We start from the raw sequence: 11,996 nt of genomic DNA, 5'->3' as shown, positions 1-11,996 counted from the left end.
GGAAACATGGGAAAAATAAAAGAGTTACAAACCTCTTTAGCAAATAAAATTGCTGCGGGTGAGGTAGTAGAACGACCAGGTTCAGTAGTGAAAGAATTGTTAGAAAATGCGATAGATGCGCAAGCAACAGAAATAAATATTGCAGTTGAACAATCTGGCGTATCTTCTATCAGAGTGGTTGATAACGGAACGGGAATTAGTGAAGATGATTTAGCTTTAGTCTTTCATAGACACGCTACGAGTAAACTAGATGACGATGATGATTTATTTCATATTAGAACATTAGGTTTTCGTGGGGAAGCATTAGCTAGTATTTCATCCGTTGCAAAAGTGACTTTGAAAAGTTGTACAGATAATCTTGAAGGTCATGAAGTTTATGTTGAAAATGGTGCGATTTTACAACAAAAACCTGCAAAAGCAAAACAAGGTACAGATATATTGGTGGAAAGCTTATTTTATAATACGCCAGCTAGACTAAAGTACATTAAAAGTCTATATACAGAATTAGGTAAAATAACAGATATCGTTAATAGAATGGCTATGAGTCATCCTAATATTCGATTTACTTTGACTGCTGATGGCAAAGAAATTATTAAGACAAATGGCTCTGGTCGTACGAACGAAGTAATGGCTGAAATCTACGGTATGAAAGTAGCAAAAGATTTGGTACATATACAAGGAGATACTAGTGACTATCATTTAGAAGGGTTTGTCGCTAAACCAGAACATTCTCGTAGTAATAAGCATTATATTTCAATATTTATTAACGGACGTTATATACGCAATTTTGTGTTAAATAAAGCAATTTTAGAAGGCTATCATACATTATTAACTATTGGTCGTTATCCTATTTGTTATTTAAATATTGAAATGGACCCAATATTAGTAGATGTTAATGTTCATCCGACAAAATTAGAAGTTAGATTATCAAAAGAAGAACAACTGTATAAATTAATTGTCGAAAAAATAAGAGAAGCATTTCACGATAAAATCCTTATCCCACATAATGATTTGGATAAAGTAAATAAAAAAAATAAAGTGCTTGACCAATTTGAACAGCAAAAAATTGACTTTGAACAACGTCAACAGTACAACGATCATCAAGCATCTACTGAGGCAACGTCAAACTATCCGTCATCTAATGAACCATCGAGCCAAGTAAAAGATCAATCAGAATCGGGTTACACTAATCAGTCTTCCTCAACATCGATTCCAGATACAGCGCAACAAGAGGAGACTGACGCAGATTATAAGGCAAAACAACGCGAGGTACTATCTAACTTAACAGATGAGGATGATGTACCAATTGTTAACGTTGACAATGAAGTTACAGCATCTGATATTAAAGACCAACGTTCACAAACACCATCACGTCGAGTACCCTATATGGAAATTGTAGGTCAAGTGCACGGTACGTATATTATCGCTCAAAATGAAGATGGTATGTATATGATCGATCAACATGCTGCTCAAGAAAGAATTAAGTATGAATACTTTAGAGAAAAAATAGGTCATGTATCAAATGAAGTTCAAAATTTATTAATTCCTTTAACTTTTCATTTTTCTAAGGATGAATTAATGATTATAGAGCAATATAAAGAGGAATTAGCTAAAGTTGGTGTTCAACTTGAACCATTCGGTGGACATGATTATATTGTTGATAGTTATCCAGTGTGGTTTCCAAAATTAGAAGCAGAAGAAATCATTAAAGATATGATAGAATATGTGTTGGAACATAAAAAAGTAAATATTAATAAAATTAGAGAAGAAGCAGCCATTATGATGAGTTGCAAAAAATCTATTAAAGCCAATCATTTTTTAAAAAATAATGAGATGGCAGAATTAGTCGACCAATTACGTGATGCAGAAGATCCTTTTACGTGTCCACATGGACGTCCCATTATCATTAACTTTTCGAATTATGAATTAGAACGATTATTTAAACGTATTATGTAGGAGGAGAGACAAATGAAGCCACATATACTACCTGCAATCCGCACAATGAAAGATTTAGAAAAACTTATTGAGACAGATTACAATGAATGTGTGTTGTTAGACACACATGTAGGACACGTAAAAAGTATTATGGATTTGTTAAATAAACATCAAATGAAAACATTTATTCATATTGATTTAATAAAAGGTATGAGTCATGATGAATTCGCATGTGAATATATTATTCAAAACTACCAACCTGCTGGAATTATCTCCACAAAAACAAAAGTAATAAAAAAAGCCAAGGCATTAAATACAACAACAGTGCTAAGAGTATTTATTATTGATAGCCATGCTTTAACGCGTAGCATAGAATTAATTAAACGTGTCGAACCAGATTTTGTTGAAGTATTGCCAGGAATAGCTAGCAAAGCAATTCGAGCTATAGATGAAGAAACTGACACAAAAGTAATTGCTGGGGGATTAATTAAAGAAGTATCTGAAGTAGAACAAGCAGTAAGTAATGGTGCGAAATATATTACAACAAGTGATCGCGATTTATGGTGATAGAAAAATTGACTACCGTTTAAATTTTAAAACAGTAGTTTCAGACTGTCGATAAAGTTTCCAACTTTGTTGGCAGTTTTTTTATGCACGCTTTCCGCGGGCCCTGCCTTAGCCTGTAGTCTTCAGCTAGCGCTATTCCCGCAGGAGTCGGCATAAATCACTGCCGATACTATTTATTTAATTCATAGTCCATTTGGTATCACAAAAATAATAACTAAAGTGGATTACCATGCAGGTATCAGTTATATTTTTTAGATAAAACATCACATTTAGGAACTGTTCAGTAACAAACGATACACGGTGTTGTCACAATACAGATTTCTGTCACACTCCGCAGCCTGTCGACAAAGTCACAGACTTTGTGGGCAGTTTTTTTATGCACGCTTTCCGCGGGCCCTGCCTCAGCTTGTAGTCTTCGGCGAGTGCTATTCCCGCAGGAGTCGGCATAAATTACTGCCAATCTATAAAAATGACTTTAGCAGAATTAATACTTAAGATCTGTTTACTGACAAAAAACAAGATGTTATAGATAAAGTTTCCATAGATATCACGCTTATGTGTGCTGACATAAATCTTCAAAACGTAATGTGGTTAGTAAAAGGTTGTGTAATGATCTGAAAGGCTATTATTTGAAAAACTTTTTAAATAAAAATAAAAAAATCTTCAGTGACTATAGCTTGTATAATCACCAAAACTGGACTTCTTAAGATACGTATTTTATTTAGAATGATTTAATTGTGACAAATTTTTTAACGATAATATTGACAACGCTTACAAACAAAGTGTAAAATGAGGGCAAGTTAATATTAGAACAGAGATGGGAGATTTCTACGATTTATTAAACCGGTGGTTCGAAGCGTTCAACTGGCTATAATTTGTAGGAGTCTCTTTATCTTTATTAGGAGGAATCTCTATGAGTGTATATTTTGCAGAGTTTTTGGGGACTTTGATTCTTGTTCTTTTTGGTGGTGGCGTCTGTGCTAACGTCAACTTAAAAAGAACTGGTGGTTCTGGAGCAGATTGGATTGTTATTGCTGCTGGATGGGGATTAGCAGTTACATTTGGTGTTTACGCGGTTGGCAATATTTCTGGAGCACATATTAATCCTGCGGTTACAATAGCTATGGCTATGGATGGTGCAGTGACTTGGGGAGTAGTACCTGGTTATATCATCTGTCAAATTCTAGGTGGTATTGTCGGTGGTGCAATTGTATGGTTAATGTATTTACCACATTGGAAAGCAACTGAAGATCAAGGCGCAAAATTAGGTGTGTTTTCAACGGCACCAGCAATTAAAAACTATTTCGCTAACTTTTTAAGTGAAATTATTGGTACTACAGCATTGACGTTAGGTTTGTTATTTATTGGTATGAATAAAATAGCTGATGGTTTAAATCCACTTATCGTAGGTGGCTTAATCATTGCTATAGGGCTAAGTTTAGGTGGACCAACAGGTTATGCAATTAACCCTGCTCGTGATTTAGGTCCTAGAATTGCACATGCAATTTTACCTATTTTTGGTAAAGGTACTTCGAATTGGGGTTACGCAATTGTTCCCGTATTAGGACCGATTGCAGGAGGAATGTTAGGTGCAGTAATTTATAGATTGTTCTACAAAGGCGCATTTGATATCATGTCTATTGTTACAATTGTAGTGGTCATCATTACACTTGTTATTGGCGTATTATTAAATAAAGCCGATAAAACTGGAGAAGTTGAAGCAGTTAAATAACAAATAAACATAGTCATTGAACAATAGTTTATTTATAGTTTTGCAGGGTACAGGATTATAATTGAAAACTAAGCATACTTGAGATGTTAATTGTTCTAAGTATAATCAACCGAGAGAAAGGGAGTTAATTAATATGGAAAAATATATTTTGTCAATAGACCAAGGAACAACAAGTTCACGTGCAATATTATTCAACAAAGATGGAGAAATTGATGGTGTTGCTCAAAGAGAATTTAAACAATTCTTTCCTAAATCAGGTTGGGTAGAGCATGATGCGAATGAAATTTGGACATCTGTATTAGCAGTTATTGCAGAAGTATTAAATGAAAAAAATGTTAGTGCTGAACAAATTGCAGGCATCGGAATTACTAACCAACGTGAAACTACAGTAGTATGGGATAAAAAATCTGGTCGTCCAGTTTACCATGCTATCGTTTGGCAATCTCGTCAAACTCAAGGAATTTGTCAAGAGTTGAAAGAACAAGGACTTGAAGAAAAATTCCGTGAAAAAACAGGACTATTGTTAGACCCATATTTTGCTGGAACAAAAGTAAAATGGATTTTAGATAACGTCGATGGTGCGAGAGAACAAGCAGACAATGGAGATTTATTATTTGGTACTATTGATTCATGGCTAGTTTGGAAGTTATCTGGTGGACAAGCACATATTACAGATTACTCAAATGCAAGTAGAACTTTAGTATACAATATTCATGAATTACAATGGGATAAAGAATTATTAGATATACTTAATATACCTGAAAGCATGTTGCCTGAAGTTAAAGAATCAAGTGAAGTTTATGGTAATACTATTGATTATCATTTCTTTGGTCAAGAAGTACCAATTGCAGGTATTGCAGGTGACCAACAAGCAGCGTTATTCGGGCAAGCATGCTTCAACCGTGGTGATGTTAAAAACACATATGGCACTGGTGGATTTATGTTAATGAACACTGGTGAAGAAGCAGTAAAATCTAAAAGTGGTTTGTTGACTACAATTGCATATGGACTTGATGGTAAAGTACATTATGCACTTGAAGGATCAATTTTCGTTTCAGGATCTGCAATACAATGGTTAAGAGATGGTTTACGTATGATAAATTCAGCGCCACAATCTGAAAACTATGCTGAACGTGTAGAATCTACAGAAGGTGTTTATGTCGTACCTGCTTTTGTAGGACTAGGCACACCATACTGGGATGCTGAAGCAAGAGGAGCAATCTTTGGTTTAACACGTGGTACTGAAAAAGAACACTTTATTAGAGCTACATTGGAATCATTATGTTATCAAACACGTGATGTATTAGAAGCTATGGAAAAAGATTCTGATATTAAAGTAAATAACTTACGTGTTGATGGTGGCGCAGTTAAAAATAACTTCATTATGCAATTCCAATCAGATTTGTTACACGTTGAAGTAGAGAGACCAGAAATAAATGAAACAACAGCATTAGGTGCAGCATACTTAGCCGGTTTAGCGGTTGGTTTCTGGGAAAGTAAAGATGAAATTGCTAATCGTTGGAAATTAGAAAAATCATTTAATCCAGAAATGGAAGAAGCTGAAAGTACTAAATTGTACAAAGGTTGGAAAAAAGCTGTTGAAGCAACACAGGTTTTTAAGTTAGATGAAGAGTAAAAAATATTGGACTTAAAATAATTAACTATGCTACAATTAGGGTAAGTTAATAATACAAGTGAGAAGTAGAGACTCTGTTCGTACAAAATTATATGTATAGGATAGGTCTCTACTTTTTTAATTTTATAGGAGGCGCTCGGATTATGACTTTATCAACACTTAAAAGAGAGCAAATTAAAAAGGATTTAAAAGATAACTCATTTGACGTTGTTATCATCGGTGGTGGAATAACTGGTGCTGGTATAGCGTTAGATGCTAGTGAAAGAGGTATGAAAGTCGCATTAGTTGAAATGCAAGACTTTGCTCAAGGTACAAGTTCTCGTTCTACTAAATTAGTACATGGTGGATTACGTTATTTAAAACAACTACAAGTAGGTGTAGTAGCGGAAACAGGTCGTGAACGTGCCATTGTATACGAAAACGGTCCACATGTAACTACGCCTGAAAGAATGTTATTGCCAATGCATAAAGGCGGAAGTATGGGTAAATTCACTACTTCTATTGGACTAACTATGTATGATAGATTAGCTGGTGTTAAACGTTCAGAACGCAAGAAAATGTTGAACAAAAAAGAAACATTGGCTAAAGAACCATTAGTTAAACAAGCTGGATTAAAAGGTGGCGGTTCATATGTTGAGTATCGTACGGATGATGCACGTTTAACAATCGAAGTAATGAAACGTGCTGAAGAAAAAGGTGCGACAATTATTAACCACAGTAAATCAATGCATTTCACATATGATAATAATGAAAAAGTGAATGGTATTAATGTAGAAGACCAAATCTCTGGTGAAACTTATACAATTGGTGCTAAAAAAGTTATCAATGCAAGTGGTCCATGGGTAGATGAAGTACGTAGTGGTGACTATGCACGTAATAATAAACAATTACGTTTAACAAAAGGTGTCCACATTGTTATCGATCAATCTAAATTCCCATTAGGTCAAGCAGTATACTTTGATACTGAAAAAGATGGTCGTATGATTTTTGCAATTCCACGTGAAGGCAAAGCGTATGTTGGTACAACAGATACGTTTTATGACAACGACAAAACATCACCTTTAGCAACACAAGAAGATAGAGATTATTTAATAGATGCAATTAATTATATGTTCCCTGATGTTCAAGTTGAAGATAGCGATATTGAATCATCATGGGCAGGTGTTAGACCACTTATTTTAGAAGAAGGTAAAGATCCTTCAGAAATTTCTCGTAAAGACGAAGTATGGGAAGGTAAATCAGGCTTATTAACTATCGCAGGTGGTAAATTAACTGGTTACCGTCATATGGCATTAGAAATTGTTGATTTATTAGCAAAACGTCTAAAAGAAGAATATAAATTAAAATTCAAACCATGTGAAACTAAACATTTACCAATTTCAGGCGGTGATGTTGGTGGTAGTCAAAACTTCGACAATTATATTGATGAAAAAGTGAAAGACGCTAAAGCTTATCAAATTGATGAACCATTAGCACGTCATATTGTATCTAAATATGGTTCAAATGCAGAAGAACTATTCAAAATTGCACAAACAGCTCAATATCAAGATACAGGTTTACCTTTAGATATATATACTGAACTTATTTATTCAATTCAAAATGAAATGGTATATCGTCCAACAGATTTCTTTATTCGTCGTACTGGAAAATTATACTTCAAAATTGATGACGTCTTAAATTACAAAGAACAAGTTATCGATGTTATGTCTGAATTACTTGGTTATAGTGATGTACAAAAAGAACTTTATAAACAAGAATTAGAAACTGCAATAAATGAAGCGCAAACAGGCAATAATCAACCAGCAGTTAAAGAATAATTAAACAATGCATAAATGTTAATTAGCTATAAGCTAATTGATTAATAACAAATAAATAGCCATATATGAGGCGAGTAGATGAAATCAACTATTGATTTCACTCTCGTCTTTTTTATATTGATAAATCATAATTGTGTTTCATAACAGACTATAAATAATGATTAAATGATTAGGGTATAGATATTTAATAACAAGTTAAAGATGTTATACTTATATATGAATACAAGCTGAACACATATTATATCAACAAACTATAAGTCACAAATGGAGGGCTAAAACCATGGGTCAAAAAGAATTAAATATCACAGTTGCAGATGGCACAATGATACCAGTAAAACTTGATAAAGCTAAGAAAACTACTATTGGTGTCATACATATATTTCACGGTATGGCTGAACATATGGATAGATATGATACGTTGGTAATGTCGTTAAACCAACAAGGTTACGATGTCATACGTCATAATCATAGGGGACACGGACCAACATGTAATCAAGAAGATAGAGGTCATATAGATAGCTTTGAACAAGTAGCAGATGATGCGTTTGAAATAGCGCAAACATTATGTACAAACCATGAAGGATTACCTTATATTGTTATAGGTCATTCTATGGGTTCTATTATTGCACGTTTATTTGTTACCAAATACCCTGATGCTGCAAATGGTTTGATTCTAAGTGGTACAGGTTATTTTTCAAAAATTGCAGGTTACTCAATTGCAACATTGTTGAAGATAATCACGTTGATATTTGGTAAAAGCAAGAGATTGAAGTGGGTAAATAATCTAATGTATAAAACACTGAATAAAAAAATCAATAATCCTAAAACGACTAGTGATTGGATATCTTCAGATGAACAATATGTCAAAAATTTTATTGACGACGAATATACGGGCTTTCTCGTATCTAACCAATTGATCTATGAAACAGTCAGATACATTAATAAATTAAATAGACAAAAATATATACGTAAAATGCATAGGGCAATGCCGATTTTGATGATTTCCGGTAAAGATGACCCATTAGGTAACTATGGTAAAGGTATTCATCGTCTTGGTAAGATCTTCAAACAAGGTCATATAAACCATGTGACCATTCAAATATATAAAAATAAAAGACATGAAATATTATTTGAGCGTGAGCATGAAATAATTTGGCAACATATGTATGATTGGATTCAAAAACAGATTTTAACAGCAAAAGATATAGGAAAAGTGAGTGATTTGAAGTGCAACAAGATAAACCATTTATCATAGTTATAGTGGGACCAACGGGTGTAGGTAAAACAGAACTTAGTATAAAGTTAGCGAAAGAAATTAATGGGGAAGTTATTAGTGGTGATTCCATGCAAGTTTATAAAGGTATGGATATCGGCACTGCAAAAATATCAGTTCCAGAAATGGAAGGTATAACACATCATATGCTTGATATACTAATGCCTGATGAGACTTTTTCTGCATATGATTTTAAAACACGCGCACAACAATTGATATCTGAAATTACTGCTCGTGGAAACGTACCTATTATTGTAGGCGGTACAGGTCTTTATATACAATCGTTAATTTATGATTATGCTTTTCAAGATGAGACGATAACAGAAACAAAAGCAAATGAAGTTGAGCAGCGATTGACGGAGTTGGAAGCACTAAATAATCATGATTTACATGAGTATTTAAAAAGTTTTGATCCAGCATCAGCTGAAGCAATACATCCCAATAATAGAAAAAGAGTAGTGCGTGCAATTCAATATTATTTAAAAACCGAAAAACTTTTAAGTGAACGTAAGAAAGTTCAACAATTTACAGAAAATTATGATACATTATTATTAGGGATGGAAATGACGCGTGAAACATTATATGAAAGAATAAATAAAAGAGTTGATATAATGTTGCGTGATGGATTATTAGAAGAAGTTCAACAACTTGTAGACAAAGGTTATGAAGAATGTCAAAGTATGCAAGCAATTGGTTATAAAGAAATAATCCCAGTTGTTAAAGGTTCTGTATCACTTGAGGAAGGTACGGAGAAATTAAAACAGCATTCCCGCAATTATGCCAAGCGTCAAATGACATGGTTTAAGAACAAAATGAATGTGCATTGGTTAGATAAAGAGAAACAATCACTTTTTTCAATCTTTGATGAAATTTCTGTCTTAATACAGAAAAGGAGAAGGTAATATGCATGCAAAGGAAAACAACCAAGATCAATTACTAAATCAATTTAAAACTGAAAAGACAGATATTATTGTTTTTCTAGTTAATGGTTTTCAAATGAAAGGTCAAATTGAAAACTTTGATGAAAGTAGTGTGACTTTATTTTCCCAAAACAAGCAGCATCTCATTTATAAACATGCCATCAGCACGTTTACAATCGATGATGGGGAATAATATAAAACATTAAAATTATAAAAGGTTGCAATATAACTAAGACACTTTTTACGACTAAAGTCGAGACGAAGGGGTTCAGTTATATTGCAACCTTATTTTTATAGTAATGTTTCGATATCTTGCTTAAATTGATTTGGTTTTTTCTGTGGAGAAAAACGATTGATTACATTTCCTTCACGATCAACTAAAAATTTAGTAAAGTTCCATTTGATTTTTTCGTTAAAAAAGCCATTTTGTGCTTCCGTTAAAAATTTATACAATGGATGTTGATTTTCCCCTTTGACATCAATTTTTTCATGAATAGGGAAAGTTACTCCGTAATTAATCTTGCAGTTTTGTGTAGCTTCTTCACCAGTTCCAGGTTCTTGCCCGCCGAATTGATTACAAGGGAAACCAAGTATTACGAAGCCTTGATCCTTATATTCTTCATATAGTGCTTGTAAATCTTCGAATTGTGGAGTGAAGCCACATTCACTTGCTGTATTAACAATTAACATAACTTGGCCTTTATATTTATCCAAAGTGTAACTGCTACCATCAGGCATTTGTACGTTTATATCATAAATGTTCATTATGCTTTCACCTCTTTATATTACTAACTTAACATACTTTACTACTGTAGTCTTTAGATATACACTATGGTAAAATAGCTTAGAAAACTTTAAAGAGAGGTGGCATGTTATGAGCCAAGCTAAAAGCTATACGACGAAGAAACAATTAGAAACGGCGGTATTAGTTGGCGTACATGCTGATGATGAACTACATTTTGATTTCACTTCTACAATGGAAGAATTAGAGTCTTTATCAACGACTTGTAAATTAGATGTGAAAAGTCAATTTACTCAAAACCGTAATCACTTTGATAATAAATATTATGTTGGAAAAGGTAAATTGGAAGAAATAAAAAATTATGTTGAGCATTTTGAAATAGATGTAGTAGTCACAAATGATGAATTAACTACGGCTCAATCTAAATCTTTAAATGGCCAACTGAACGTTAAAGTAATTGATAGAACTCAATTGATTTTAGAAATCTTTGCGTTACGTGCTCGCAGTAAAGAAGGTAAATTACAAGTTGAATTTGCGCAACTTGATTATTTACTACCAAGACTACAAGGACATGGTCGTAGTTTATCTAGATTAGGTGGAGGCATTGGTACACGTGGTCCAGGTGAAACAAAATTAGAAATGGATCGCCGTCACATTCGTACACGTATGAATGAGATCAAACATCAACTATCCACTGTAGTAGAGCATCGAGAGCGTTATCGTCAGCAAAGGGGAAAAAACAATGTATTCCAAGTCGCTTTAATTGGTTATACAAATGCAGGAAAATCATCGTGGTTTAATGCGCTAGTAAATGAAGAGACTTATGAACAAGATTTATTATTTGCTACGTTAGATCCTAAAACACGCCAGTTACAAATTAATAACGGATTTAATTTGATTATTTCTGATACTGTAGGCTTTATACAAAAACTGCCTACGACTTTAATTGCTGCCTTTAAATCAACGTTAGAAGAAGCGAAAGATGCTGATTTATTACTACATGTTGTAGACAGTAGTCATCCTGAATATAAAACGCAATATGATACCGTTAATCGTATCATTGGAGATTTAGACATGGGTCAAATTCCGCAAGCGATTCTTTTTAATAAGAAAGATTTGCATAGTGGTGAAATACCAACGTCTAGTCATCCTAATGTCTTTGTATCTAGCAAGCAACAAGACGATATTGAAAAGGTAAAATCATTGTTACAACAGCAAATTAAAAAAATATTGTCGTATTACGAAGAAACAGTAAATAGTGCAGATGCAGATCATTTATATTATTTGAAACAGCATACATTGGTTACTGAATTAACATTTGATGAAACTGAAGAAGTATATAAAGTTCAAGGTTATAGAAAAGAATAGAGAAAG

10 protein-coding genes are annotated in these 11,996 nt (G+C 33.4%); 9 read left to right on the top strand and 1 reads right to left on the bottom strand.

Going from position 1 to position 11,996, the window contains the following annotated elements; translation table 11 throughout:
• The first annotated feature begins 6 nt into the window (after window positions 1-6).
• The 8 genes from mutL (at window position 7) to hfq (ending at window position 10,073) form a co-directional block, all read left to right on the top strand.
• Window positions 7-1,956 carry a DNA mismatch repair endonuclease MutL gene (gene mutL, locus JVU85_RS02820; RefSeq protein ID WP_021458839.1) on the top strand — a complete coding sequence of 650 codons (1,950 nt, stop codon included), beginning with the start codon at window positions 7-9 and terminating at the stop codon, window positions 1,954-1,956.
• Window positions 1,957-1,968: 12 nt separating this feature from the next.
• Entirely contained in the window at window positions 1,969-2,502 is a 534-nt protein-coding gene (locus tag JVU85_RS02815) for a glycerol-3-phosphate responsive antiterminator (RefSeq protein ID WP_002511025.1), read from the top strand.
• Between the two features lie 913 nt (window positions 2,503-3,415).
• Window positions 3,416-4,234: an MIP/aquaporin family protein gene (locus JVU85_RS02810; protein ID WP_002511026.1), complete on the top strand. Its 819-nt coding sequence runs from the start codon at window positions 3,416-3,418 to the stop codon at window positions 4,232-4,234.
• Window positions 4,235-4,367: 133 nt separating this feature from the next.
• On the top strand, window positions 4,368-5,870 hold the full coding sequence (gene glpK, locus JVU85_RS02805) for a glycerol kinase GlpK (RefSeq protein WP_021458838.1): 1,503 nt from the start codon (window positions 4,368-4,370) through the stop codon (window positions 5,868-5,870).
• A gap of 143 nt (window positions 5,871-6,013) precedes the next feature.
• Window positions 6,014-7,687, top strand: a complete 1,674-nt coding sequence (locus tag JVU85_RS02800; RefSeq protein ID WP_151508022.1) for a glycerol-3-phosphate dehydrogenase/oxidase — start codon at window positions 6,014-6,016, stop codon at window positions 7,685-7,687.
• A 280-nt stretch (window positions 7,688-7,967) separates the two neighbouring features.
• Window positions 7,968-8,942 carry an alpha/beta hydrolase gene (locus JVU85_RS02795; RefSeq protein ID WP_193325140.1) on the top strand — a complete coding sequence of 325 codons (975 nt, stop codon included), beginning with the start codon at window positions 7,968-7,970 and terminating at the stop codon, window positions 8,940-8,942.
• Entirely contained in the window at window positions 8,915-9,862 is a 948-nt protein-coding gene (gene miaA, locus JVU85_RS02790; protein ID WP_002511029.1) for a tRNA (adenosine(37)-N6)-dimethylallyltransferase MiaA, read from the top strand. The genes JVU85_RS02795 and miaA overlap by 28 nt, the downstream gene beginning before the upstream one ends.
• Before the next feature lies 1 nt (window position 9,863).
• The gene (gene hfq / locus JVU85_RS02785) at window positions 9,864-10,073 is read left to right on the top strand and encodes an RNA chaperone Hfq (RefSeq protein ID WP_002511030.1); all 210 of its coding nucleotides are present in this window, start codon (window positions 9,864-9,866) and stop codon (window positions 10,071-10,073) included.
• A gap of 98 nt (window positions 10,074-10,171) precedes the next feature.
• Here hfq and JVU85_RS02780 read toward each other — a convergent pair whose 3' ends face one another.
• The gene (locus tag JVU85_RS02780; RefSeq protein ID WP_031266487.1) at window positions 10,172-10,648 is read right to left on the bottom strand and encodes a glutathione peroxidase; all 477 of its coding nucleotides are present in this window, start codon (window positions 10,646-10,648) and stop codon (window positions 10,172-10,174) included.
• A gap of 106 nt (window positions 10,649-10,754) precedes the next feature.
• Here JVU85_RS02780 and hflX point away from each other — a divergent pair, with 106 nt between their 5' ends.
• Window positions 10,755-11,990, top strand: a complete 1,236-nt coding sequence (hflX, locus tag JVU85_RS02775; protein ID WP_002511032.1) for a GTPase HflX — start codon at window positions 10,755-10,757, stop codon at window positions 11,988-11,990.
• Window positions 11,991-11,996 lie beyond the last annotated feature (6 nt).

Origin of the sequence: Staphylococcus sp. GDY8P72P (assembly GCF_016890655.1) — a bacterium.
Classification (GTDB): Bacteria; Bacillota; Bacilli; order Staphylococcales; family Staphylococcaceae; genus Staphylococcus; species Staphylococcus arlettae.
Note: the sequence above shows the minus strand (reverse complement) of the source record. Positions and strands in the feature narration are given on the sequence as shown.

Bases quoted from the DNA above. Each gene is read 5' to 3' on its own strand.
- mutL (WP_021458839.1), top strand. From the start codon at position 7: ATGGGAAAAATAAAAGAGTTACAAACCTCTTTAGCAAATAAAATTGCT.
- JVU85_RS02815 (WP_002511025.1), top strand. From the start codon at position 1,969: ATGAAGCCACATATACTACCTGCAATCCGCACAATGAAAGATTTAGAA.
- JVU85_RS02810 (WP_002511026.1), top strand. From the start codon at position 3,416: ATGAGTGTATATTTTGCAGAGTTTTTGGGGACTTTGATTCTTGTTCTT.
- glpK (WP_021458838.1), top strand. From the start codon at position 4,368: ATGGAAAAATATATTTTGTCAATAGACCAAGGAACAACAAGTTCACGT.
- JVU85_RS02800 (WP_151508022.1), top strand. From the start codon at position 6,014: ATGACTTTATCAACACTTAAAAGAGAGCAAATTAAAAAGGATTTAAAA.
- JVU85_RS02795 (WP_193325140.1), top strand. From the start codon at position 7,968: ATGGGTCAAAAAGAATTAAATATCACAGTTGCAGATGGCACAATGATA.
- hfq (WP_002511030.1), top strand. From the start codon at position 9,864: ATGCATGCAAAGGAAAACAACCAAGATCAATTACTAAATCAATTTAAA.
- hflX (WP_002511032.1), top strand. From the start codon at position 10,755: ATGAGCCAAGCTAAAAGCTATACGACGAAGAAACAATTAGAAACGGCG.